We start from the raw sequence: 24,866 nt of genomic DNA, 5'->3' as shown, positions 1-24,866 counted from the left end.
AATGTGCTGGCTGATACATCACATTCGCGAGCAAGTCCGCTCCCACCGTGGAGGTAGCCACCCGGGCGATGGATGTCTACGCTTTAGAACCTGGGTTTGACGATTTTCCAATCCGGCCGATAGCGCTGCATCTGCCGCACATCGTCACGCTGGCGGATGCCGCAGCTGAGGAACTGGTCATGCAGCTTGCCCAGTTGATCACGATCCAGCTCCAGCCCAAGGCCCGGCGCCCGGGTTATTTTCACGCAGCCATCGACGATGGGCAGCTTGCCGCCCTTGATGACTTCTTCGTCCGGCTCCTGCCATGGGTAATGGGTGTCACAGGCGTAGTCCAGGTTCGGCACGGCGGCGGCCACATGGGCCATGGCCATCAGGCTGATGCCCAGGTGCGAGTTCGAATGCATCGATACCCCCAGGCCAAAGGTGGCGCACATTTTCGCCAGTGCCTGGGTGTCCCTCAGCCCGCCCCAGTAATGGTGGTCCGCCAGGACAATCTGCACGCTGTTGAGCGCCACGCTGCGGCGGAACTCGTCGAAGTCGGTCACCACCATGTTGGTTGCCAGCGGCAGACCGGTTCGCTTGTGCAATTGGGCCATGCCTTCCAGGCCCGGCGTCGGGTCTTCGTAGTACTGGAGGTCATCGCCCAGCAATTCGGCCATGCGGATGGACGTTTCCAGGGACCAGTTGGCATTCGGATCGATGCGCAGCGGGTAGCCGGGGAACGCCTTTTTCAAGGCCTTGATGCACGCCACCTCATGCTCCGGTTCCAGGGCGCCGGCCTTGAGCTTGATGCTCTTGAAACCGTAATCCTGGATCATGCGCCGGGCCTGAGCGACGATCTGCTGCTCATCCAGGGCCTCACCCCAGCTGTCTGGCGGGTAAGGTGAATCGATGTGTTCGGCGTACTTGAAAAACAGATAAGCGCTGAACGGCACTTCGTCGCGAATCGCCCCGCCCAGCAGATCCACCAGCGGAACGTTCAGGTATCGGGCCTGAAGATCCAGGCATGCCACTTCAAAGGCTGAGTAAGCATTGCTGACCGCCTTGCTCGCATGAGACCCCGGCGCCAGCTCCGCCCCGGCCACGCTGGCCGGCCTCTGCGCAGCCACGGTGGCCTGAACGATGGCTCGCAATTGGTTGAGGTTGAACGGGTCCAGTCCAATCAACTGGCTCTGCAGTTGTTGCTGGATCGCCAGGGCCGGCGCATCGCCATAGCTTTCTCCCAGACCAATGTAGCCATTGTCACTCTCGATCTCGATGATCGAGCGCAGTGCGAACGGCTCGTGGATGCCGCTGGCATTGAGCAAGGGCGGATCGCGAAAGGCAATGGGTGTAACGGTGACGCGTTTGATCTTCATACAGCGGCTCCCGATGGGCCAGGGTTCAGGGCTTGGTTTTTTTCCGGCGGGTCGACGGCTTCGACGGTTTCGCGCCGACCGGACAAGGAGTTGGGCGTGTCACGCCCCGGCGTCGTCCGGGCGAAGAAGATCACCACGGCGGCGATCAGCGAAGTGATGGCCAGCCCGTACAGACCGCCCTCGATGGAGCCGGTGGTCTGTTCCAGGAAACCGAAAGCCGTGGGGGCGACAAAACCGCCGAGGTTGCCGATGGAGTTGATCAGGGCAATCACCGCCGCGGCGATACGGGCGTCCAGATAGCCCTGCGGGATGGGCCAGAACAACGCCGACGCTGCTTTGAAACCGATGGCCGCGAAGCAGATCGCAACGAAGGCGAACACCGGTCCGCCGGTGGTGGACATGAACATACCGAACGCCGCAATCACCAGGGTCACGGCGACCCAGGCCTGCTGGAATTTCCATCGACTGGCCAGGGCAGCGAAGCCGTACATCGCCACGATGGAAATGATCCACGGGATGGAATTGAGCAGGCCGACCTGGAAATCCCCCAGGCCGCCCATTTTCTTGATCATGCTGGGCAGCCAGAACGTGGCGCCGTAGATGGTCAGGGCGATGGAAAAATAGATGAAGCAGAACAATGCAATCTGACGGTCGGCCAACAGCTTGAACATCGACGGCTTGATCACCTGGGCGGCTTCCCTGGCCCGTTGCTCCTCGGCAATGGTGGCAATCAGCACGGTCTTCTCTTCGGCCGTCAGCCATCTGGCCTGGCTAGGGTGCGATTGCAGCCAGAACCAGACAAAACCGCACAGCACGATGGAGGCAAACCCTTCGATCAGGAACATCCACTGCCAGCCATGCAGGCCCATGCCGCTGATATGCAACAAGGCACCCGACACGGGGCCGGAAATCACCGAGGCAATCGCCGAACCGCTGAGGAAAATCGCCATGGCCTTGCCGCGTTCGTTCGCGGGCAACCATTGGGTGAAGTAGTAGATGATGCCGGGAAAGAAGCCCGCCTCCGCCGCGCCGAGGATGAAACGCAACACATAGAAACTGGTTTCGCCGCGCACGAAGGCCATTGCCATTGCCGCCGCGCCCCAAGTGAACATGATCCGCGTCAGCCAGGCGCGAGCACCGTAGCGTTGCAGCAGCATGTTGGAGGGCACTTCGAACAGCGCATAGCCGACAAAGAACAGCCCGGCGCCCAGGCCGTAGGCCGCGGCACCGATGCCCAGGTCGGTTTCCAGGTGGCTGCGCACGAAGCCGATGTTGACCCGGTCGATGTAGTTGACGATGAACATCACCACCACCAGGGGCAGGACATGACGTTTGACCTTGGCGGCGGCAAGCGCCAGGGTGCTGTCATGCGTGGAGTCCGATACGTTACTCAAGGGAGCCTCCCAATCATTGTTTTTGTGGGGAACGGCTCGATGATGGACGGGGCATATTGTTTCCGTCTAATCTAACTTGGCACTTGATTGATACCTGGATTGAATCAATGTTCGAACTCGCCCAACTGCGCTGCTTCACCACCGTGGCGACTGAACTGAATTTTCGTCGCGCCGCCGAACGGTTGAACATGACCCAGCCACCGCTGAGCCGGCAGATCCAATTGCTCGAGCATCACCTGGGCGTCGAGCTGTTCACCCGCAGCACCCGCAGCGTGGCCCTTACGGCAGCCGGTCGGGCATTCTTCATCGAAGCGCAGAACCTGTTGCAACAGGCACAACAGGCCGCCGTGGCCGCGCGGCGATTCGCCCAAGGCGACATCGGCTCGGTCACCATCAGCTTTGTCGGCAGCGCGGTGTATGAATTCCTGCCCAAAGTGATTGCCGAGGCCCGGCTGAAGCAGCCCCAGGTCAAGATCGTCCTGTCGGAGATGAACACCTACCAGCAACACGAGGCCCTGCGCGCCCGCCGCATCGACCTCGGGATCGTCCGCTCGCCGCTACTGGAAACCGGTTACGCCACCGAATGCCTGGTGCGCGAGCCCTTCGTCCTGGCAGTGCCCGCCGGCCATCCGCTGGCCCGCGCCGAATCCGTCAATGTGCAAGACCTCGATGCCCAACCCTTCCTCATGTACTCCCACTCCGCCTACCCGCCGTTCAACGAACTGCTCACAGGCATGCTCCGCTCGGCGCGGGTCGCGCCGCAATTCGTGCAATGGCTGGGGTCATCGTTGACGATCCTTGCGCTGGTCAACGCCGGCATGGGCCTGGCGCTGGTGCCCCGGTGTGCCACCAGCGTGGTGTTCAAACAGGTGGTGTTTCGCGAGATCGATTTGGGCGAAGGGGTGCAGAGCGAATTGCATCTGGTATGGCGCGAGGACAACGACAATCCGGCGTTCACCATGTTGCTGGACGGGATCCGCGGGGCGGTTCGCGAAGGAATGTGACATCAACCACGGCGTTGGGCTATTCCCGTTGCCCTACACAAGTTATACGATGACCGATGAGCGTAGGCGATCATCGTCCGCTCCTTTGCCCGACAACTACAAAAACAAGGAAAGATCATGAGAAAAGCCAAATTGCTGATGGGCTTCGTTTGCCTGTTCAGCGGCTACGTCGCCGCCGCCCCCGCAACGGCCGAACAAGAAGTGGCCGAAGCGGTCGATCACCTGACCCAGGCCATGCTTCACAAAGACATCCCACAACTCCAGGCCCTGGCTTCCGAAAACCTGACCTACGGCCATTCCAGCGGAAACATCCAGGACAAGAAAGCCTTCATTGCCGATATCGAAACGGGCAAGAGCGCGTTCAAGACCCTGGAAATGAAGAACCAGAAAATCACCCTGTCCGGCGACACCGCCCTGGTGCGTAACCACTTCTCGGCCCAGGCTCTCAAGGGCACTGAAGTGGTGCCGACGGAAATCGAGAACTTCCAGATCTGGCAGAAGCAGAAGGATGGCAAGTGGCTGCTGATCGGTCGTCAGGCGTTCCGGTTCTGATCGCGAATGGATCCAGGCGTTTTCTGTGGCGGCTTCCGGATGAGTGCTTCGCACTCAAGCGGGTGCAGGCGCTCTCGCCACAGGGAGCGCCTTCAGGCGCGGGTCAGGCACCGGCCCACTGTTGCCGGTATTCCAACAGGAACTCCACGAACGCACGCACCCGTTGCGGCACGTATCGACCATGGGGGTACAACAGAGTGAAAGGACGTGACCGACCGCTGTACGGCTGCAGCACCTCCACCAGGCTGCCGTCCGCCAGTTCCTTTTCGATGATGAAACGGTAAGTCTGGAACAGCCCCGCCCCGTGTTTGGCCAGCGTCACGCCACCCAGTACGTCATCCGAACAGCTATAGCTGCCTTGAGCGAATAGCTCTTTTTCCTTGCCCTCCACATTGAACAGCCAGGAAATCCGCCGCCCGCTGCTGGGCAATTCGAACTGTATGCATTCGTGATCGTCGAGGTCTTCCAGGGTCTGCGGCGTGCCCGCCGTGCGTAGATAATCCGGGGACGCGACCACGACCAGTCGGGCATCCTCCAGCAACCGGGCGATCATCGAAGAGTCCGGCTGCGCCCGCACCCGGATCGCCAGGTCATAGCCTTCTGCAACGAAATCAATGTTCCGGTTACTTAAATGGATGTCCACGCTGACCTGCGGGTAGCGCGCGCGAAAGGCTGGCAGCAGCGGCAGGATCCGGTGATGGCCATAGGTGGTGGGCAGGCTGATGCGCAGTTGCCCGGACGGCATCGATTGCGCGCCCATCACCTCCTGCTGCGCTTCGACCAGTTGCGTCAGTGCCTGTCGGCATTGTTCGAAGTAGGTCCTGCCGGCTTCGGTCAGCCGGATACTGCGCGTGGTCCGCACGAAAAGACGCGAGCCCAGGCGCTCCTCCAGGCGAAAGATCGAGCGGCTCACGGCCGCTGGCGTCACGCCTGCCACCTGGGCCGCCGCCGTAAAGCTGCCCGCCTCGGCCGCCAGGCAGAACAGTTCGATACTGCCGAGCTGCAAGTCTTCGAAGTGCCGCTTCATGATTTATTACACCACGTATCAACTGAATATTCCCGACGCCTGTTTACCATCCTGCTACGTATAAATACAGTGGCCTTCGGTTGCGCAGGAATTGTCCTGCGTCCATTTACCAACAACTGGAGTGCAACATGCCTTTCGTCAACGTACGGATTACCCGTGACGGCGTGACCCGCGAGCAAAAAGCCCAAGTGATCTCGGAAATCACCGAAACCCTCCAGCGCGTGCTGGGCAAGGACCCGCACCTGACTCACATCGTGATCGAGGAAGTCGACACGGATAACTGGGGGTATGCAGGGATGACGACGACGGCGTATCGAAGTCTTCCGAAGGAGTGATGAGGTTTTTTGCCCTGCCGAGCCCGGTCCCAGTGACCGGGCTTTTTCATTGGTCCTGCATACAATCCTGTGGGAGCGGGCTTGCTCGCGAAAGCGGTGTGTCAGCAGCGAATATGTAACTGAACCACCACCTTCGTGAGCAAGCCCGCTCCCACATCAGCGGTGATGACAGGAAGATTGATTACACCACGTATCAACTCAAGTACCAGAGCCCTCATTTATCAAACTCCGGTGCAGCAATAACCTGATCCCAACCAGCGCCCACACGGGCACAACGTTTCAACTCAACGATCAGGAGTCACAACATGAGCAGCAAAAAAACCGTCATCATCACCGGCGCCTCCAGCGGCATCGGCCTGGGTCTGGTCAAGGCGTTTCTGGATAAGGGGTACAACGTGGTCGGCAACGCCCGTTCCCAGTCCGGCCTCGATGATGCTGCCGCACAACTCGGCCACCCGGCCGGTTTCATCGGCGTGGCGGGCGATATCGCCGCTCCGGCTACCTCCACTGCGCTCATCGCCAAAGCCATCGAGGCCTTCGGAGCCGTTGACGGGTTGGTGAACAACGCCGGGTTTTTCTTGCCCAAACCCTTCGTCGAATACAGCCCTCAGGATCTGGAAGCGCTGCTGGACACCAACCTCAAGGGGCTCGTCTACGCCAGCCAGGCAGCCGCCGCGCACATGGTCGGCCGGCAGCAGGGTTTCATCATCAACATCTCGGCCGCGGTAGCCCTGCAACCGAACATCCAAGTGCCTGCCGCCCTGCCGGTGCTGATCAAGGGCGGCGTCAACCAGATGACCCGTGCCCTGGCGCTGGAACTGTCACCCCATCACATCAAGGTCAACGCGGTCGCGCCCGGCATCATCGACACGCCCATGCATGACCCGGCACACCGCGAATTCCTCAACAACCTGGCCCCGGCTGGTCGTGTGGGCACCATCGAAGAAATCGCCGAAGCCGTGCTGTACCTGGCGGGTGCCGACTTCACGACTGGCGCGATCCTGCCGGTGGACGGCGGGATGAGCACCGGCAAGTGGTAAAAAGAAAACCCCGGAGGCAGGCAAGTCCTCCGGGGTTTTCATGAAGCGCGGGATTCAGAGCGTGTAGGAGATGCCGGCCTGCACGGTTCGCGGTGCGCCTGGGTAAGCGTAGACGCCGCCAAACGCGCCCTCCTCATAATCGGCGTCGAACAGGTTCTTCAAGTCCAGGTTCAGGCGGATCCGTTCGTTGACCTTGTAGTAGCCGAGCAGGTCCACGACGGTGTAACTATCCATGGTAAAGGTGCTGGCCGCGGTATTGCCGGCCCGCTCGTCGACGTACCGGGTACCCAAGCCCAGGCCGAGCCCCTTGAGGCCACCGTCCTGGAACTCGTAGACGTTCAACAGGCTGAAGCTGTTCTTGGGTACGTTGAGCAGGCGGGTGCCGGACGGGATACTGATGTCCTTGGTCACTTCGGCATCGACGTAGGCGTAGCCCCCAATCACGCGCCACTCCGGCGTCAGGTTGCCGGCCACGTTCAGGTCAAAACCACGGCTGCGCACCTCTCCGGCGGCTACGTTGAAGGTGGTGTCCAGCGGGTCGGGGGTGAGCACATTGCGCTTTTCGATCTGATAGATCGCCGCGTCGACGCTCAACTGGCGGTCCAGCGCTTCCCACTTGATCCCCATTTCGTAGGACTTGCCTTCTTCCGGCTTGAAGCCTCCGCCCTCACGACGGGCACCGGTGTTGGGTTTGAAAGAGCGGGCAGTGTTGGCGTAGACAGCCACCGTGTCGGTCAGGTCGTAGGTCACGCCCAGACGCGGAGTGACCGCATTATGACTGGTGTCCCAATTTCGGCTGCCGGGAGGATTCTGTGGGACGAAAGACTCGTACTCATGCTCGAACCGCTCGAAACGTGCCCCTGCCAGTACTTTCAAGCGCTCGGTGAGCGCCACTTGGTCCTGGACGAACACACCCAAGGTTTTGAGATTCTCTTGGTCATCGGTGGGCTTGCGCGTCAACGCAGGACGAGGCTGCCCATAGACCGGGTCGAAGATATCGATCGGGTAGGCACCTGCCCCTGCAGCGGAGCGTTGGATGATGGACTGGTACTGGTAGTCCTCGTACTCGATACCCGTCAGCAACGTATGCTCGAACCCGCCAGTGGAGAAGTGCCCGGTGAGGTTGAGCTGGGTGTCACGGTCGGTCCATTCCAACTTGCGATAGTTGAAGTTGCGCCCCAGGGTACGCCCGTCGGCAGCGATGCCGTTGCCTTCCACCGCATTGCCCTGCAAGGTGCCGTCGAGCCACTGGGTGCCGCCGGCCAGGGTCCAGTCGTCGTTGAGCATGTGTTCGAAGCGCACCTGCAACATATTGTTGTCGTTGTGCAGCTTGCCGGCGTCTTTTTCGCCGAAGAAGGTATCGCGCGAGGCGGTGCCGCGCTGGCCGGGGTAATGGGTCAGGCCACGGTCCAGCGGTGCATTGTTGCGCATGAAATCGCCTTCGAAGGTCAGGCGCGTGGTGTCGTTGAGCTGCCAGGTGACCACGGGCGCGATGCCATAGCGCTCGGTCTCGACGTGATCGCGGAAGGTGTCGCCGCCCTCGCCTATCACGTTCAGCCGGTAAGCCAGGCGGCCCTCTTCGTCCAGCGGCCCGGAGGCGTCCAGGGTGCCTCGACGCATCCCCTGGTCATTGACCTGGCTGCCCAGGGTCACCGTGCGCTCGGCCAATGGTTGCTTGGACACCACGTTGAATGTCCCGCCCGGGTCGCCACGGCCATACAGCATGGTGGCCGGGCCGCGCAGCACTTCCAGCCGCTCGATGGTGTTGGCATCGGGCATATTCGGGTAGCCACGGTTGATCGGGAAACCATTGCGGTAGAACTCTCCGGTGGTGAAGCCGCGCACCGTAAATGTGGTCAGCCCCTGGCCGCCGAAATTGTTGGCCCGACCCACCCCACCGGCGTAATCGAGAGCCTCTTGCAGGCGCGTGGCGCCAAGGTCTTCCACGACGTCGCGGGACACCACTGAGATGGATTGCGGCGTTTCGTGGATCGCCGTATCGGTACGGGTTGCGCTGGCGGAACGGGTGGCGTGGTAGCCCTTCACCGGACCTTTTGCAGTCTCGTAATCAGCGCTCCCGATGACGTCGGTGGCTTGCAGTTCTAGCGTTGCCGGGCTGGCCGCGACGGGCTCCTCTGCCCAGGTGGATAAGGAATAAGCCTGAAGCACACACAGTGAAACGAGAATCCGACGCATCGATGCACAATCCTAATGACAGAACACCGGCCACCTGAGGCCGACAAGAATGTGTCGCGAAAGATACAGCAACTCATTCCTATTTGATATACGTTCCCATTAGTATCTTTCCGGACTCCCACAGCCCTAACGCGCTTCCTCTATCCGCTGAAAAAACCTCTGTGCGCGAACATCCTGGACGTAAGCCACATTCAGCCGCAACCAGTCACACGCCTCCCCCGCCGGCATGAAGCGGGCGCTGTTGGAAAGCTGGACCTGCGTTTCACGCGCAATCTGCTGCACCCGCCCGCTCTCCAGATGCCGAGGCCGGGCCCAGACGAACAGCCCTCCTGTCGGCTCGGCGAACACCTCCCAATGCCCCTTGTCCAGCAGGCGAAGCGTGCTCGCCATTTGCTTGTTCAAGCGCTGGCGCAAGCGCTGGAGCAGCTTGCGATACGCCCCGTTGGCCAACAGGGTCGCCACGACATTTTCCGCCAGCAGAGAGCAACCGATGCCAGTCACCATCTTCACTTCGGCCAGGCGATGGATGATGTCGGGTGGGGCGACGACATAACCGATGCGCAATGAACTGGAGAGCGTCTTGGAAAAACTGGCGAGGTAGATCACCCGGTCCAGGCCAGCGAGCGCGGCCAGGCGAGTCGTCGCGCCGTTCTGGAAGTCCGCGTAGATGTCGTCCTCGATAAGGCGCAAATCATGCTGGGTCGCCAGTTGCAACAACCGATACGCCACACCCGGCGCCAGGCTGGTGCCGGTGGGGTTCTGGTACATGCTGTTGATGAAGAAACAAGAGGGTTTGTGCCGCGCCAGCAACCGCTCCAGGCATTCGAGATCAGGGCCCTCGGCGGTCCTGGGAACCGCCAGGGTTCTGACACCGTACAGCCTCAGCAGATTGAACAGGTTGTAATAACCGGGGCTCTCCACCAGCACCAGATCACCGGGCTTGAGCAGCGTGCGCACCAACAGGTCAAGGCCGTGGCTCGCTCCTTGGGTGGTGATGATCTGCTGGGGATCGACGTGGATATCAATCAGCCCCAGGCGTTTTTGAATGTGCTGGCGTAAGTGGGCAGAGCCCAGCGGGGTGCTGTAGTTGAACAAGGCCTGGCTGTCACTGCGCACCACTTGGCGGATCGCCTGGCCCAGGTCGGTGTCGTCGCGCCAGGCATCCGGCAGCCAGCCACACCCCAGCTTGAGCTGCGTCGACGCATTATCGAACAACGACCACGGGCCATCGCCGCTCTCAACGTCCGGTTCCGTCGGGCAGGAACGCTGCTGCGCCACGAAAAAGCCCGAGCCATGGCGGGACTCCAGGACGCCGCTGGCGACCATCCGGTCATAAGCCTTGATGACCGACGACAGGCTCACGCCATTTTCCTGGGCCAGGGACCGGATGGAAGGCATCCGGGCGCCGGGACGGATACGTTGCGCGTTTATCCAGCCTGTGAGGTGCGTCACGAGCTGCCGGATCACGGGCACCCCGGCATTGCGATCGATATTCAGGTCCATGGCGACGCTCTTGGCGAAGTGTTCTCGATTTTTAAGCGAACAGTTAAACACAAATGGTTCGGATGTGTTCCTTGTCCGTGTGAAGCCCGGACGTGATAGTCGCCCAAACGCCTCAACCTTCAGGAAACACTTTGAACACACAGCACCGGCACGCGTGGGGACTGGCTTTCGGTCTCTGCCTGATCACCCTTGCAGTCAACCTGCAAGCCCCGCTCTATACCACCTACGCGCAAGCCTCCGGCTATGGCGCCGGCGCTACGGCGGTGGCGTTTTCATGTTATGTGTTGGGGGTGTTACCCGTCCTGCTCGCCTTCGGTGGACTGCCTGACCGGGTGGGACGCAAACCCTTGATATTGATAGCGCTGGGTCTGTCGATGGTGGCGACTGTGATGACCTTGCTCTGGCCGAATCTGGTCGCGCTGGGCCTGGCAAGATTGATGATGGGGCTGGGCACGGGATTGGCCTCGGCGACATCGACGGCCTATATGAGCGAACTGCTGGCAAACGACGAACCCCGTGCCTGCGCCAATCGGGTCACGGCCAGCACGTCCCTGGGCTTTGGTCTTGGCGCAGCGCTGACCAGCCTGTTCCTGCTGATGTACCCCAGTGTCGTTCCAGGGAGCTTCTGGTTGCAATTGGGATTGGCCGCTATCGCAATGGTCGTGGTTTCACGTCTGCCGGACCCTGCGCCGAAGACCCGCCGCGCCCGCATGTTGCGCCCGCCACTGTTCCCGGCCGGCAGCCTGCCCTATAGCTTTTCGATGCTGCTGGCCTGGGCCACCTCGGGCCTGGTGATCGCCATTCTGCCCTCGGTACTGGCCACCCACGATCTACAGCGCTGGTCGGGGCTCTCGACCTTCACGGTCATCAGCTGCGGCTTGCTCTTCCAGCCCTGGGTACGACGGATGCAACCGGCCCGCGCCACCGGGTTGGGCTTGTTAGTCTTGCCCCTGAGCTATGGATTGTTGGCCTGGGGGGCCAGCCAGGGATCGCTCAGTGCGGTACTGCTGGGAGCGCTGGGGGCCAGCAGCGCGTGCTACGGCTTTCTGTACCTGGGCGGGTTGTCGGCGATCACGACCCTGGCAGGGGCGGAAAAAGCCCGGGTCAGCGCCGGATTCTTTCTGTTCGCCTACGTCGGGTTCAGCATTCCCGTGGTGGTGACCGGGGTGTTGGCGGACCATTTTGGCGCTGATGTGGCGTTGATTCTGTTCGGGGTGGCGTTGTCGTTGGGTGCGTCGGTCACGGGATTAGTCATTGTTCGGACAGAAGCGTACGTAACCCGCATCCAAGATCCAGGACAGCTCGACACCCCTTCTGCCAAGTCGTATACCATATCCCCCTCTCAGCCAGCCGACCCGTCGCCGTGACCTTATCCAAGTTCAACCTGCCAGACCTGGGCAACACCCCCTCCACTTCGGAAATCATCACCCGTCACCTGCGCGACGCCATCGTGGCTGGGCATTTTGCCGAGGACGAGCCGATTCGCCAGGACGACATTGCCCGTCAGTTCAATGTCAGCAAGATCCCTGTGCGCGAAGCCCTCAAGCGGCTGGAGGCCGAAGGCCTGGTGATGTTTCAGCGCAATCGCGGAGCGATGGTCACGCGCATTTCCGAAGCGGAACTGGCGCAGATGTTCGAGGTGCGGATGCTGCTCGAAGACAAGGTGCTGCGCCTGGCGATTCCGAACATGACCGAAGACACCTTCACCCGTGCCGAGGCCATCTGCCGCGAGTTCATCGGCGAGGACGACGTGGGACGCTGGGCCGAGCTCAACTGGCAGTTGCACGCCTGCCTGTACGAGCCGGCGCAACGCCCCTTCATGGTCAGCCTGATCCGCTCGGTCCACGACAAGCTGGAGCGCTACCTGCGCATGCAGATGAGCCTGTCGGCCGGCAAGGAACGCGCCGATCATGAACACCGGGAAATCGTCGACGCCTGCCGCGCCAGGGATGTGGAACGGGCAGTGAGGCTGCTGGACGAGCACATCGCCGGCGTCTGCAAGACCTTGTTCGAGTTCCTGCCGCCCAGTCATTGAGCCCACCCCACCCTCCCTGTGGGAGCGAGCCTGCTCGCTGCCATAGAGGATTCTTGTGTAGCTGGAGTTTGTGGGTGTCGCAGCTGTGCCGATTTCGTCATCAGCACCGGATAAAACCATCAAGCCGCCGACCCTCGGTGCGGGCCACGCTTGCGTTCACTCATCTGAACGGGAGCGGCCTGTCCATGAAACGCATTACCGTCATCGATTCCCACACCGGCGGCGAGCCAACCCGCCTGGTCATCGACGGCTTTCCCGACCTGGGCCGGGGCAGCATGGCCGAGCGCAGGCAACGGCTGGCCGAGGAGCACGATGCCTGGCGCACAGCCTGCGTGCTGGAACCCCGCGGCAGTGACGTGCTGGTAGGCGCGCTGCTCTGTGAACCGGTGGACCCGAAGGCCTGTGCCGGGGTGATCTTTTTCAACAACAGTGGCTACCTGGGCATGTGCGGTCACGGCACCATCGGACTGGTAGCGTCCCTGGCCCATTTGGGCCGGATCGGCCCCGGCGTGCATGCCATCGAAACCCCGGTGGGCACCGTCCAGGCGACCTTGCATGAAGATCGCTCGGTCAGCGTGCGCAACGTACCCGCCTACCGTTACCGCAAGGCACTGAGCGTGGAAGTGCCCGGCATCGGCCCGGTGGTGGGTGACGTGGCCTGGGGCGGTAACTGGTTTTTCCTGATCGCCGACCATGGCCAGCGCGTGGCGGGCGACAACCTCGACGCGTTGACCGCCTACACCTTCGCCGTGCAACAGGCCTTGGAACAGCAAGGCTTTCGCGGCGAAGACGGCGGCCTGATCGACCACATCGAACTGTTCGCCGAAGACCCGCACGCCGACAGCCGCAACTTCGTGCTCTGCCCCGGCAAAGCCTATGACCGCTCTCCCTGCGGCACCGGCACCAGCGCCAAACTGGCGTGCCTGGCGGCGGACGGCAAGTTGCAACCCGGACAGATCTGGCGCCAGGCGAGTGTCATCGGCAGCGAGTTCGAAGGTTCCTACGAACCGGCGGGCGAGCGCATCGTGCCCACCATTCGCGGTCGCGCCTTCATCAGTAACGAAGCCTCGCTGATCATCGAACCGGATGATCCGTTCGCCTGGGGCATTCGTCCGTGAACGAAGCGCCTGTGGCCGATGTGATCGTCATCGGTGCCGGCATCATCGGCGCGGCCTGCGCCAGGGTATTGGCCCGGCGCGGCCTGGAAGTACTGGTGCTGGATGCCGGCTGGCAGGGCGCGACAGCCGCCGGCATGGGCCATCTGCTGGTGCTGGACGACAACCCGGCGGAACTGGCCCTGAGCCAATACTCCCTGCAACGTTGGCGCGAGCTCGCCCGACTGCTGCCCGAGCACTGCGCCATGCGTAACAACGGCACCTTGTGGCTGGCCGCCAATGCAGAAGAAATGGCGGTAGCCCACGACAAATACCGCAACCTGGCGGCCCATGGCGAAGCTTGTGAGCTGATCGGCCGGGCGACCCTGCGCCAGCGCGAGCCCGAACTGCGCGAAGGCCTCGAAGGCGGGTTGCTGATCAAGGGCGACTGCATCCTCTACGCCCCGGCCGCCACTCGCTGGATGCTGGATTCACCGGGTATCCGCCAGCAACGGGCGCAGGTCAGCGAAGTGGATGGCCGGCGCGTGCGCCTGGACGATGGTCGCTGGCTGAGCGCCGAAGCGGTGATCCTCGCCAATGGCATCCAGGCCACCGAGTTATGCCCGGAACTGCCCATCGAACCGAAAAAGGGCCATCTGCTGATCACTGATCGCTACCCCGCCACCGTCACCCATACCCTGGTGGAGCTGGGTTATGTCACCAGCGCCCACAATGCCAGCGGTCCCTCGGTGGCGTGCAACATCCAGCCACGCCCGACCGGACAGTTGTTCATTGGCGCCTCGCGGCAGTTCGGAACCGTCGATCCGCAGGTGGAAGGCTGGATGCTGGCGAAAATGCTCAAGCGCGCCGTCGAGTACATGCCGGGGCTGGCGCACCTCAACGGCATTCGCGCCTGGACCGGTTTCCGAGCCGCCAGCCCCGATGGCCTGCCGTTGGTGGGCCAACATCCGCAGCGCAAGGGGTTATGGCTGGCGGTGGGGCATGAAGGGCTGGGCGTCACCACGGCACCGGCGACGGCCGATCTGCTGGTCGCCCAACTGTTCAACGAAACGTCACCGTTGGCGGCACAGCCTTATCTGCCGCAGCGCTTCCTTGGGGAACCGGTCCATGCCTGAATTATTACTGGATGGTCATCCATTATCCGTCGCCAGTGGAACCAGCGTCGCGGCAGCATTGGCACTGGGCTCAGACGGCAGCAGCCGCACCTCGGTCAGCGGCCAGCGCCGGGCGCCCTTGTGCGGCATGGGCATCTGCCAGGAATGCCGGGTACTGATCGACGGCCAGCGGCGCCTGGCGTGCCAGACGCTGTGCCGAGACGGCATGCAAGTGCAGACCCGACCATGAACGAAACCACCGACCTGCTGATCATCGGCGCCGGCCCCGCCGGCATGGCCGCCGCCCTCGCCGCGGCGAGCAGTGGCGCATCCATTGTGCTGCTGGACGACAACCCACTGCCGGGCGGACAGATCTGGCGCGACGGCCCCCAAGCCAACCTGCCCACCGAGGCACGACGCCTGCGCGAATGGCTGCTCGCCCGCACCAATGTGCGCTGCCATCCTGGCACCCGCGTGATTGCCCGCGCAGCCGACCAGACATTGCTGGTGGAGGACGCCAAACACGGCTGGCAGATCCGCTACGAGCGCTTGATCCTGTGCACCGGCGCCCGCGAACTGCTGCTGCCCTTCCCCGGCTGGACGCTACCCGGCGTGACCGGTGCCGGCGGCTTGCAGGCGTTGATCAAGGGCGGCCTGCCGGTACGCGGCGAACGGTTGGTAATCGCCGGCAGCGGGCCCTTGTTGCTGGCCAGCGCCGCCACGGCGCGGCACCAAGGTGCGCAAGTGCTGCGGATCGCCGAGCAGGCCGGTCGCGCTGCCGTGGCCGGTTTCGTCGCGCAATTGCCCCGCTGGCCGGGCAAGTTCGTACAGGCGTTCAGCTTGTTCGACGGCCACTACCGCACTGACACCCATGTGGTGCAAGCCTACGGGGACGAACGACTCGAAGGCGTGCGCCTGCTGCAACACGGCAAGCCCATCGAGCTGGCCTGCGACCGGTTGGCCTGCGGCTTCGGCCTCATCCCCAATACCCAGCTCGGTCAGGCCCTGGGCTGTGAGTTGACAGGCAACGCCCTGGCGGTGGATAGCTGGCAAGCGACCACCCGCCCCGGCCATTACGCCGCTGGCGAATGCACCGGTTTCGGTGGAAGCGAACTGGCGCTTGTGGAAGGTGCCATCGCCGGACACGCGGCGGTCGACGATACGGCCGCCGCCCGACGCCTGTGGTCGCGTCGTGCACATTGGCAGGCTTTCGCCAGGACGTTGAACAAGGCGTTCGCCCTCGATGCACGGCTCAAAAACCTGGCCCGCGCCGACACCCTGGTCTGCCGCTGCGAAGATGTGGCCTATGGCGAGCTGACCGGACATCCGAACTGGCGTGAAGCGAAACTGGCGAGCCGCTGCGGCATGGGCGCATGCCAGGGGCGGGTGTGCGGCGCGGCGCTGGAATATCTGCTTGGCTGGACACCGCCGGTGCCGCGTCCGCCCTTCAGTCCGGCGAGGATTGAAACCTTGCTGGAGCTGGAAGAATTCCCGCGCAACTGAATCCTGGTATCTGTATTGGGTCTGCCGGCCTCATCGCGAGCAGGCTCGCTCCCCCGGGGATCCGGTGGAAGTTGCATTTGCGACTGATCTCGACCCTTTGTGGGAGCGAGCCTGCTCGCGATTGCGGCGTGACAGCCACCCATTTTTCGAATGACACTGCGCCATCGCGAACCCGCTCGTTCCTACAAAAGGCGCTGCCGGCCCATGTACCCCTCGCTCACTGTTTTCCCACCTTGCGACCTCGATACCCTGCTGCGCAGCCTGCAACCCATCGCCCCGCTGCTCGACACCCTGTCGGACGTGGTGTTTTTCATCAAGGACAAGCAGGCCCGCTACGCCTTCGTCAACCAGACCCTGGCCCGACGCTGCGGCTTCAAGCACAGCGGCGACCTGCTGGGCCTCACCGCCGAGCAGGTATTTCCCGAGCGCTTCGGCCCGCTGTATACCGAACAGGATCGACGGGTCCTGGCAAGCGGTCGGGAACTGGCCGACCAACTCGAGCTGCACCTGTACTACGGCAACCAGCCGGTGTGGTGCCTGACTCACAAACTCGCCCTGTGCGACGCCGATGCACGGATCGTTGGCCTCGCCGGCATTTCCAGGGACTTGCAATTGCCCCGTTCCGCAGACCCGGCGTTCCAGAAGCTGGCGGCGGTCGACGCCCACATCAAACAGCACTTCGCCCGCCCGGTCAGCCTCGCTGAACTGACCGCTATCGCCGGGCTGTCGGTGGCGCAGCTGGAACGTCAGTGCAAACGCATCTTCCAGCTCACGCCCCGACAGATGATTCACAAGGCTCGACTGGAAGAAGCCTCGCGGCTGTTACTGGACAAACACCTGCCGATCACCGAAATCGCCCTGCGCTGCGGTTACACCGACCACAGCGCCTTCAGTCGCCAGTTCCGCGCGCTGACCAGCCTTTCACCGAGCCAGTTTCGCGAGAACCAGCGCCAGTAGCCTGTTCCCTTGCGGGGCATCGGCGGCGCACTTGCTCCTATCTGTAACACTGCGATGAAACAGGCTTGTTTGCTGCTGGGCGTCCGTCCGAAGCAGTTTCTTAACTATCAATGACTTAACCACAGCGAGCGGTAAAACACCGATCAGGCACGTTGATTGCTTTATTTAATATCGTATACGAAATCCTAACTACGATATCTCAACGCACCGATTCGACAGCGAGGCACTTATGAAGAACCCTGCATTGGCCGTAGCGTTAAGCGTTGTCCTGACTCCCCTGTTCATCTCCCCGGCACATGCCGACAAACTCGACGACATCATCGGCTCCGGCAAGCTGCGTTGCGCCGTGACCCTGGACTTCCCGCCCATGGGTTTTCGCGACGAAAGCAACAAGCCGGCGGGCTTCGACGTGGATTACTGCAACGACCTGGCGAAAGTGCTCGGCGTGGAGGCCGAAGTCGTGGAAACGCCGTTTCCCGACCGGATCCCGGCGCTCATTTCCGGTCGCGCCGACGTGATCGTCGCATCGACCTCCGACACCCTCGAACGGGCCAAGACCGTCGGCCTCACCGTGCCCTACTTCGCTTTCCAGATGGTGGTGCTGACCCGCGACAACACCGGCATCAACAGCTTCGCCGACCTCAAGGGCAAGGCCCTGGGCAATACCAGCGGTACCTACGAAGCCATCGCCCTGGAAAAAGACCAGAAAAGCTGGGGCAGCGGCAGCTTCCGGGCCTATCAGTCGCAGAACGACACGTTGCTGGCCGTCGCCCAGGGACACATCGATGCGACGGTGGTGACCAACACCGTGGCGGCCGCGACCATCAAATCCGGCAAGTACAAGAATCTTAAAATTGCCGGCGACGCCCCCTACGTCATCGACTACGTCTCCCTCGGTGCCAAGCGCAGCGAGTACGGCCTGATCAACTACCTCAATCTCTTCATCAACCAGCAGGTACGCACCGGCCGCTACAAGGAGCTGTTCACCAAATGGGTTGGCACCGACATTGCGCCGACCAACCTGACCGTTCCTCAGGTCTACTACTGAGGATCGGGACATGCCAAGCACGCCTGTCCGCGTCGAAGGTCGCTGTCTGGTGGAGGGAGCCGCCCAGGGCACCCTACTCTTCGCCGATGTGAGCCTGAGTTTCTGGGGTGGTGTGGACCCGGCCACCGGCGAGGTGATCGACCGCCACCATCCGCTGAGCGGTGAACGCTTGGGCGGGCGCGTATTGGCGATTCCCGGTGGGCGCGGCTCCTGTACCGGCAGCAGCGTGATGATGGAACTGATCAGCAACGGTCACGCGCCCGCCGCCCTGGTGCTGGCCGAAGCCGACGAGATCCTGACCCTGGGCGTGCTCGTGGCAGAAGTGATCTTCCAGCGTACCCTGCCGGTCGTGTGCGTCGGTCGCGAGGCGTTCGATCGATTGCGGGGCCAAGGCTTCGCGCGCATCGAAGGGAACGGTGTGACCTTGTCCGGACGCCGTCCCAACGATGGCTGGCAAAGCAGGCAGGCTGCCCTGCCATCCTCTGCGCCGTCGAGTGTTCAGCTTACCGGGCAGGATCGGGCATTGCTCGACGGGGCGCATGGCAAGGCTGCCCAGGTGGCGATGCAGATCGTATTGCGCATGGCCGCCATCCAGGGTGCGGAACAACTGCTGGACGTGACCCAGGCGCATATCGACGGCTGTATCTACACCGGTCCGGCCAGCCTGCGTTTTGCCGAACAACTGGTGCAATGGGAGGCGAAGGTACGGGTACCCACCACCCTCAATGCCATTTCCGTGGACCAGCGTCGCTGGCGGGAACTGGGCGTCGACCCGCTTCTGGGCGAGCCGGCCAGCGCCTTGGGCGATGCCTATATGGCGATGGGCGCGCAGATGAGTTTCACCTGTGCGCCCTACCTGCTCGACACAGCCCCCAAGGCCGGCGAGCAAATCGTCTGGGCCGAATCCAATGCGGTGGTCTATGCCAACAGCGTACTCGGCGCACGCACCCAGAAATACCCGGACTTCCTCGACATCTGCATAGCATTGTGCGGACGCGCACCGTTGGCCGGTTGTCACCTGGACGCCCGGCGCAAGGCCGGATTGATCGTCGAGGTGCCGGTGTCGGGCGCCGTCGACGACAGTTTCTATCCGCTGCTGGGCTACCACGTCGGTCACCTGGCGGGCCGGAACATCCCGCTGATTCGCGGCCTGGAACACGCCGCCCCCAGCCAGGACGACCTGAAAGCCTTCGGTGCCGCGTTCGCTACCACCAGCGCCGCGCCGCTGTTCCACATCGCCGGGGTAACCCCGGAAGCCCTCGACCCGGATACGTGGGAGCCGGTTTTGCCGGTCAAAGCCGTCGATATCGCGGGCCTGCTTGCCAGTTGGCGCGAGTTGAACAATGCCCGGGACAACCACGTGGATGTGGTTTCCCTGGGTAACCCGCATTTTTCCCTCAGCGAGTTCGCGGCCCTGGCAAAGCTGTGCGCGGGTCGACATAAACATCCGCAAGTAATGCTGGCGATCACCTGCGGTCGAGCGGTACTGGAACAAGCCCGCGCCGGCGGGTATCTCGCGTCCCTCGAAGCCTTCGGCGCTACGCTGGTCACCGACACCTGCTGGTGCATGTTGGGCGAACCCGTGATCCCGCCACAGGCCACCACGTTGATGACCAACTCCGGCAAATTCGCCCATTACGCGCCGGGCCTGGTGGGCCGCGGTGTGCACTTTGCCAGCCTCGCCGAATGCGTCGAGGCGGCGTGCACCGGCACCACCAGCGGCCAGCCGCCGATGTGGTTGCGCCCTGTCAATCGTCCAGGAAACAGATCCCATGTTTGACTACAGCTTCCAGTGGCGCCCCGCCCTGCGCGCCCTGCCCGATATGCTGGCCGGGGCGTGGGTGACGTTCGAAACCGCGGCCCTGTCGATGATTTTCGGCGTGCTGATCGCCCTGGTGCTGACGGTCATGCGCCAGGCGCGCCACCCATTGCTACGCGGGGTGGGCAACGGCTGGGTTTCCATCGCCCGTAACACCCCCTCACTGTTCCAGATCTACATCCTCTACTTCGGCCTCGGTTCCCTCGGGTTGCACGTCAGTTCATGGCTCGCGCTGCTGGCCGGGATCACCTTCAACAACGCCGGCTATCTGGCGGAGAATTTTCGCGGCGGCCTCAAGGCCGTGCCCGGCACACAGATGCGCGCGGCGCGTTCCCTGGGGATGAGTGCGTTCCAGGCCTACCGGATGATCATCGTCCCGCAGCTGTTGCGCATCGTCTTCTATCCCTTGACCAACCAGATGGTCTGGGCGGTGTTGATGACGTCGCTGGGGGTGGTGGTCGGCCTGAACAACGACCTCACCGGCGTGACCCAGGAATACAACGTCAAGACGTTCCGTACCTTCGAATATTTCGCCCTCGCGGCAGTGCTGTATTACCTGATCGCCAAATCGATCGTCGGACTGGCCCGGCTGCTGTCCTGGCGGCTCTTTCGCTATTGAAAGCATCGTTATTGAAGCATCCTTATCGAGGGCCCGTCATGTTTGCCACAAGCCTCACCGTCAACGACCTGCTGTTCCTGCTCGAAGGGGCCTGGGTCACGTTGCAACTGACCGCATGGTCGATCCTGCTGGGCAGCCTGGCCGGCCTGCTGTTCGGCCTGCTCCGGGCCCTGGCGCCAAGGGCCAGCCTGCCACTGGCCTGGGTGCTGGATGTGTTTCGCAGCGTGCCGCTGCTGATCCAGTTCGTGTTGTTCAACTCTTTCAAGAGCATTGCCGGGCTGAACCTCAGCGCCTTTGCGGTCGGCTGCATCGTGCTTGGAATCTACGCGGCGGCCTATTTCACCGAAATCGTCCGGGGCGGCGTGCTGGCGGTGCCCCTCGGCACGCGGCGCGCCAGTCGCTCCCTGGGCCTGAGTTATCTGCAGGACCTGCGCTTCATCGTCCTGCCGATTGCCACGCGGGTGGCCTTTCCCGGCTGGCTGAACCTGGTGCTCGGCGTAATGAAAGACACCGCCCTAGTGATGTGGATCGGCATCGTCGAACTGCTGCGCGCCTCGCAGACCATCGTCACGCGCATTCAAGAACCCCTGCTGGTGCTGTGCATCGCAGGCCTCATCTACTACGTCATGAGCCTGGTGGTCGCCCGCCTCGGCGCACGGTTGGAAAGAAGGTGGCAGGAAAATGATTGAAATCGAAAACGTGCACAAATCCTTCGGTGATCTGGAGGTGGTCAAGGGCGTGAGCCTGACGGTGGACAAGGGCGAAGTGGTGTCGATCATCGGCGGCTCGGGCTCCGGCAAATCGACGCTGCTGATGTGCATCAACGGCCTGGAGCCGATCCAGAAAGGCAGCATCCGCGTCGACGGCATCGAAGTCCATGACCGCGCCACCGACCTCAATCACTTGCGGCAGAAGATCGGCATTGTCTTCCAGCAATGGAACGCCTTCCCTCACTTGACCGTGCTGGAGAACGTGATGCTGGCACCGCGCAAAGTGCTGGGCAAGAGCAAGCAGGACGCCGAAGCCCTGGCGGTGCGTCAGCTCGAACACGTTGGCCTGGGCGACAAGCTCAAGGCGTTTCCCGGCAAACTTTCCGGGGGCCAGCAACAACGCATGGCCATCGCCCGGGCCCTGGCAATGTCACCGGACTACATGCTGTTCGACGAAGCCACCTCGGCCCTGGACCCACAACTGGTGGGCGAAGTGCTGGACACCATGCGCATGCTTGCCGAAGACGGCATGACCATGGTGCTGGTGACCCACGAGATTCGCTTTGCCCGCGATGTGTCCGACCGGGTGGCGTTCTTTTGCAATGGCCGGGTGCATGAGATCGGGCCGCCGGAGCAGGTCATCGGCAACCCGATGCAGCCGGAGACGGCGGCGTTTCTCAGGTCAGTGAAATAGCCCGATAGCCTTTCGCGAGCAAGCCCGCTCCCACAGGGGATCTGTACGCACCGCGCGCCCTGTGGGAGCGGGTTTGCTCGCGAAGAGGCCCGAACAAACAACAAGGATCACCCCATGCGCTCATCAAAGATCATCCATATAGTCAGCTGCCACGCCGAAGGCGAAGTCGGGGATGTGATCGTCGGCGGCGTCGCCCCACCGCCCGGCGACACGGTGTGGGAGCAGTCGCGCTGGATCGCCCGGGACCAGACCCTGCGCAACTTCGTACTCAACGAACCCCGTGGCGGGGTGTTCCGCCATGTGAACCTGCTGGTACCGGCCAAGGACCCACGGGCGCAGATGGCCTGGATCATCATGGAGCCGGCTGACACGCCGCCGATGTCCGGTTCCAACTCCCTGTGCGTCGCCACCGTGCTGCTGGACAGCGGCATCCTGCCCATGACCGAACCCCGGACGCACCTGGTGCTCGAAGCGCCGGGGGGCCTGATCGAAGCGTTCGCCGATTGCCACGACGGCAAAGTGCAACGGGTAGAAATCAAGAACGTGCCCTCCTTCGCCGACCGCCTCGATGCCTGGATCGAAGTCGAGGGCCTGGGGTCGTTGCGGGTGGACACGGCCTACGGCGGCGACAGCTTCGTCATTGCCGACGCTCAGGACCTGGGCTTTGCCATTCGCCCCGACGAAGCGGCCGACCTGGTGGCCACCGGCATGAAGATCACCCGGGCCGCCAATGAACAGCTGGGTTTCGTGCATCCGCTGAATCCCGAGTGGTCGCATATCTCGTTCTGCCAGATCGCCGCGCCCATCGTTCATGAGGCCGGTATCGCTACGGGCGCCAATGCCGTGGTGATCCGGCCCGGCAAGATCGACCGCTCGCCCACCGGCACCGGCTGCTCGGCACGCATGGCGGTGCTGCAGGCCAAAGGGAAGATGCAGGTAGGAGATCGTTTTATCGGACGCTCGATCATCGGCTCCGAATTCCACTGTCGTATCGATTCGCTGACCGACGTGGCCGGACGCCCGGCGATCTACCCGTGCATCGCCGGCCGGGCGTGGATCACCGGGACTCACCAACTGCTGCTGGATCCCCAAGACCCGTGGCCGCAAGGCTATCGGTTGTCGGACACCTGGCCTGGGGCCTGATTTTGAACTGGCATCGCCCTGTGTGAGCAAACTTTGCTCCCACACATCACAAACCATTAGCAATCGGAGACAACCCATGAGCAAACGCATCAACTGGAGCGGCGTATTCCCTGCCGTCACGACCCAATTCAACGACGATTTTTCCATCAACCTGGAAAAAACCCACCAGGTGATTTCCAACGTCATCCGTGACGGCGTGTCGGGCCTGGTGGTCTGTGGTTCGGTGGGGGAAAACACCTCCTTGAGCGCCGAGGAAAAAATCGCCGTGACCGAAGTGGCGGTGGACGCCTCCCGTGGCCGGGTGCCGGTGATCTGCGGCGTGGCCGAGTTCACCAGCGTGCAAGCTGCCAAGGTCGCCAATGCCGTGCGCAAGGTCGGTGTCGACGGTGTGATGTTGATGCCGGCCCTGGTCTATGGCTCCAAGCCGTTCGAAACCGCCGAGCATTTCCGCTACGTGGCCCGGCACGCCGATGTACCGCTGATGGTCTACAACAACCCGCCGATCTACAAAAACGACGTGACCCCGGACATCCTGATATCCCTGGCCGATTGCGACAACGTGGTGTGCTTCAAGGATTCGTCCGGCGACACCCGGCGCTTCATCGACGTGCGCAACGAAGTGGGTGACCGTTTCGTGTTGTTCGCCGGGCTCGACGACGTGGTGCTCGAAAGCCTCGCCGTCGGCGCCGAGGGCTGGGTGTCGGGCATGTCCAATGTGTTCCCGAAGGAAGGCGAAACCATCTTCCGCCTGGCCCGCGCCGGGCGTTTCGCCGAAGCGATGCCGATCTACGAATGGCTGATGCCGATCCTGCACCTGGACGCCCGCGCGGACCTGGTGCAGTGCATCAAGCTGTGCGAAGCCATCGCCGGCCGCGGCAGCGCCCTCACCCGCCCACCGCGCCTGGCGTTGCCAGAGGAAGACCGGCTGTACGTGGAACAGATCATGGCCAAGGCCATGGCCAATCGGCCGGCGTTGCCGGATGTGGGGCTTTAGGACCTCCCTCTAGAAATATGAAGGCCTGTGTGGGAGCGGGCTTGCTCGCGAAAGCGGTCTGTCTGGCAAGACTATGCTGTATGTGCCGCCGTCTTCGCGAGCAAGCCCGCTCCCACAAAATTTGTGGCGGCCATGACAGGGAGGCTCCCCATGAACTATTTCCTGGCCCAGGCTCTGAACAATCAATGGGCCAATCACAGGCTGCTCAGTGCCTGCGCGCAGTTGAGCGAGGCTGACTACGCCGCGCCGCGCACAGGGTTCTTCCCGTCCATCCAAGCCACGCTTTGCCACATCCTGGAAGTGGACCGCTATTACCTCACCGCCCTGGAAGGCGACCGGGACGGCCAGATAAAGGATTTCTCCGAGACCCTGGCCTTTGCCCCACTGGTGCATCAGCAGACCCAAACCGATCAGCGGCTGGTGGCGCTCTGCGAAGCCCTGCGGCAAACAGACCTCGCCCGCTGCGTCGACCTGGTGCGGGCCAACGGTGTCGTGCGCGAACGAATCGACCGGCTGCTGTTGCACCTGTTCGAACATCAGATCCATCATCGTGGGCAGGTCCACACCATGCTCAGCGCCACCCACGTCGAGCCGCCGCAACTCGATGAGTTCTTTCTCGATTGCGACCGCCCCTTGCGCAAGGACGAGGAACAGCGGCTTCAACTCGATGAACGGCGGGTCTGGCGCGAATATTTGCCTGGTTGAACCGCCCCCAAAAGGAGATCT

Annotated in this window: 24 protein-coding genes; 19 read left to right on the top strand and 5 right to left on the bottom strand. The window is 62.6% G+C overall.

Annotation, left to right across the window (positions count from 1 at the left end; genetic code table 11):
• Nucleotides 1-83 precede the first annotated feature (83 nt).
• Nucleotides 84-1,358 (bottom strand): glucarate dehydratase family protein, encoded by a 1,275-nt coding sequence (locus LCU97_RS04600; RefSeq protein ID WP_053150711.1) that lies wholly within the window; start codon nt 1,356-1,358, stop codon nt 84-86.
• Entirely contained in the window at nt 1,355-2,752 is a 1,398-nt protein-coding gene (locus LCU97_RS04595; RefSeq protein WP_053150708.1) for an MFS transporter, read from the bottom strand. Before LCU97_RS04595 ends, LCU97_RS04600 begins: the two co-directional genes overlap by 4 nt.
• A gap of 107 nt (nt 2,753-2,859) precedes the next feature.
• Here LCU97_RS04595 and LCU97_RS04590 point away from each other — a divergent pair, with 107 nt between their 5' ends.
• Nucleotides 2,860-3,756, top strand: a complete 897-nt coding sequence (locus LCU97_RS04590) for a LysR substrate-binding domain-containing protein (RefSeq protein ID WP_053150705.1) — start codon at nt 2,860-2,862, stop codon at nt 3,754-3,756.
• A gap of 117 nt (nt 3,757-3,873) precedes the next feature.
• On the top strand, nt 3,874-4,308 hold the full coding sequence (locus LCU97_RS04585) for a nuclear transport factor 2 family protein (protein WP_232775687.1): 435 nt from the start codon (nt 3,874-3,876) through the stop codon (nt 4,306-4,308).
• A 103-nt stretch (nt 4,309-4,411) separates the two neighbouring features.
• Here LCU97_RS04585 and LCU97_RS04580 read toward each other — a convergent pair whose 3' ends face one another.
• Nucleotides 4,412-5,335: a LysR family transcriptional regulator gene (locus LCU97_RS04580; RefSeq protein ID WP_232775686.1), complete on the bottom strand. Its 924-nt coding sequence runs from the start codon at nt 5,333-5,335 to the stop codon at nt 4,412-4,414.
• Between the two features lie 128 nt (nt 5,336-5,463).
• On the opposite strand from LCU97_RS04580, the gene LCU97_RS04575 reads away from it, so the two are divergent.
• Nucleotides 5,464-5,670, top strand: a complete 207-nt coding sequence (locus LCU97_RS04575) for a tautomerase family protein (protein WP_013693518.1) — start codon at nt 5,464-5,466, stop codon at nt 5,668-5,670.
• Between the two features lie 305 nt (nt 5,671-5,975).
• The gene (locus LCU97_RS04570) at nt 5,976-6,710 is read left to right on the top strand and encodes an SDR family NAD(P)-dependent oxidoreductase (protein ID WP_053150695.1); all 735 of its coding nucleotides are present in this window, start codon (nt 5,976-5,978) and stop codon (nt 6,708-6,710) included.
• Between the two features lie 54 nt (nt 6,711-6,764).
• Here LCU97_RS04570 and LCU97_RS04565 read toward each other — a convergent pair whose 3' ends face one another.
• The gene (locus LCU97_RS04565; protein WP_053150691.1) at nt 6,765-8,906 is read right to left on the bottom strand and encodes a TonB-dependent siderophore receptor; all 2,142 of its coding nucleotides are present in this window, start codon (nt 8,904-8,906) and stop codon (nt 6,765-6,767) included.
• A 126-nt stretch (nt 8,907-9,032) separates the two neighbouring features.
• Nucleotides 9,033-10,409 (bottom strand): aminotransferase-like domain-containing protein, encoded by a 1,377-nt coding sequence (locus LCU97_RS04560; RefSeq protein ID WP_232775685.1) that lies wholly within the window; start codon nt 10,407-10,409, stop codon nt 9,033-9,035.
• Between the two features lie 131 nt (nt 10,410-10,540).
• Here LCU97_RS04560 and LCU97_RS04555 point away from each other — a divergent pair, with 131 nt between their 5' ends.
• From LCU97_RS04555 to LCU97_RS04485, 15 genes are all read left to right on the top strand, one after another.
• Complete coding sequence (locus LCU97_RS04555) at nt 10,541-11,776, top strand: MFS transporter (RefSeq protein ID WP_082339719.1); 1,236 nt, start codon at nt 10,541-10,543, stop codon at nt 11,774-11,776.
• Nucleotides 11,773-12,444, top strand: a complete 672-nt coding sequence (locus LCU97_RS04550) for a GntR family transcriptional regulator (RefSeq protein ID WP_053150684.1) — start codon at nt 11,773-11,775, stop codon at nt 12,442-12,444. The genes LCU97_RS04555 and LCU97_RS04550 overlap by 4 nt, the downstream gene beginning before the upstream one ends.
• Before the next feature lie 185 nt (nt 12,445-12,629).
• Nucleotides 12,630-13,562: a 4-hydroxyproline epimerase gene (locus tag LCU97_RS04545; RefSeq protein WP_232775684.1), complete on the top strand. Its 933-nt coding sequence runs from the start codon at nt 12,630-12,632 to the stop codon at nt 13,560-13,562.
• Entirely contained in the window at nt 13,559-14,674 is a 1,116-nt protein-coding gene (locus LCU97_RS04540) for an NAD(P)/FAD-dependent oxidoreductase (protein WP_053150678.1), read from the top strand. Before LCU97_RS04545 ends, LCU97_RS04540 begins: the two co-directional genes overlap by 4 nt.
• Entirely contained in the window at nt 14,667-14,903 is a 237-nt protein-coding gene (locus LCU97_RS04535) for a 2Fe-2S iron-sulfur cluster-binding protein (RefSeq protein WP_053150675.1), read from the top strand. Before LCU97_RS04540 ends, LCU97_RS04535 begins: the two co-directional genes overlap by 8 nt.
• Nucleotides 14,900-16,156 (top strand): NAD(P)/FAD-dependent oxidoreductase, encoded by a 1,257-nt coding sequence (locus LCU97_RS04530; protein ID WP_232775683.1) that lies wholly within the window; start codon nt 14,900-14,902, stop codon nt 16,154-16,156. The genes LCU97_RS04535 and LCU97_RS04530 overlap by 4 nt, the downstream gene beginning before the upstream one ends.
• A 204-nt stretch (nt 16,157-16,360) precedes the next feature.
• Nucleotides 16,361-17,113: an AraC family transcriptional regulator gene (locus LCU97_RS04525; RefSeq protein WP_232775682.1), complete on the top strand. Its 753-nt coding sequence runs from the start codon at nt 16,361-16,363 to the stop codon at nt 17,111-17,113.
• A 229-nt stretch (nt 17,114-17,342) separates the two neighbouring features.
• Nucleotides 17,343-18,161, top strand: coding sequence for an ABC transporter substrate-binding protein (locus LCU97_RS04520; protein ID WP_053150666.1), 819 nt, complete (start codon nt 17,343-17,345; stop codon nt 18,159-18,161).
• Nucleotides 18,162-18,171: 10 nt separating this feature from the next.
• Complete coding sequence (gene lhpI, locus LCU97_RS04515; protein WP_232775681.1) at nt 18,172-19,941, top strand: cis-3-hydroxy-L-proline dehydratase; 1,770 nt, start codon at nt 18,172-18,174, stop codon at nt 19,939-19,941.
• Nucleotides 19,934-20,599, top strand: coding sequence for an amino acid ABC transporter permease (locus LCU97_RS04510; protein WP_232775680.1), 666 nt, complete (start codon nt 19,934-19,936; stop codon nt 20,597-20,599). The genes lhpI and LCU97_RS04510 overlap by 8 nt, the downstream gene beginning before the upstream one ends.
• A gap of 38 nt (nt 20,600-20,637) precedes the next feature.
• The gene (locus LCU97_RS04505; RefSeq protein WP_053150655.1) at nt 20,638-21,288 is read left to right on the top strand and encodes an amino acid ABC transporter permease; all 651 of its coding nucleotides are present in this window, start codon (nt 20,638-20,640) and stop codon (nt 21,286-21,288) included.
• Nucleotides 21,281-22,003 (top strand): amino acid ABC transporter ATP-binding protein, encoded by a 723-nt coding sequence (locus LCU97_RS04500; RefSeq protein WP_053150652.1) that lies wholly within the window; start codon nt 21,281-21,283, stop codon nt 22,001-22,003. The genes LCU97_RS04505 and LCU97_RS04500 overlap by 8 nt, the downstream gene beginning before the upstream one ends.
• A gap of 114 nt (nt 22,004-22,117) precedes the next feature.
• Complete coding sequence (locus tag LCU97_RS04495; protein WP_232775679.1) at nt 22,118-23,146, top strand: trans-3-hydroxy-L-proline dehydratase; 1,029 nt, start codon at nt 22,118-22,120, stop codon at nt 23,144-23,146.
• 76 nt (nt 23,147-23,222) lie between these two features.
• Nucleotides 23,223-24,140, top strand: a complete 918-nt coding sequence (locus tag LCU97_RS04490; RefSeq protein ID WP_232775678.1) for a dihydrodipicolinate synthase family protein — start codon at nt 23,223-23,225, stop codon at nt 24,138-24,140.
• 150 nt (nt 24,141-24,290) lie between these two features.
• Nucleotides 24,291-24,845 (top strand): DinB family protein, encoded by a 555-nt coding sequence (locus LCU97_RS04485; protein WP_232775677.1) that lies wholly within the window; start codon nt 24,291-24,293, stop codon nt 24,843-24,845.
• Nucleotides 24,846-24,866: the final 21 nt, after the last annotated feature.

The organism is Pseudomonas uvaldensis, assembly GCF_021271205.1.
GTDB classification, from domain to species: Bacteria; Pseudomonadota; Gammaproteobacteria; order Pseudomonadales; family Pseudomonadaceae; genus Aquipseudomonas; species Aquipseudomonas uvaldensis.
Note: the sequence above shows the minus strand (reverse complement) of the source record. Positions and strands in the feature narration are given on the sequence as shown.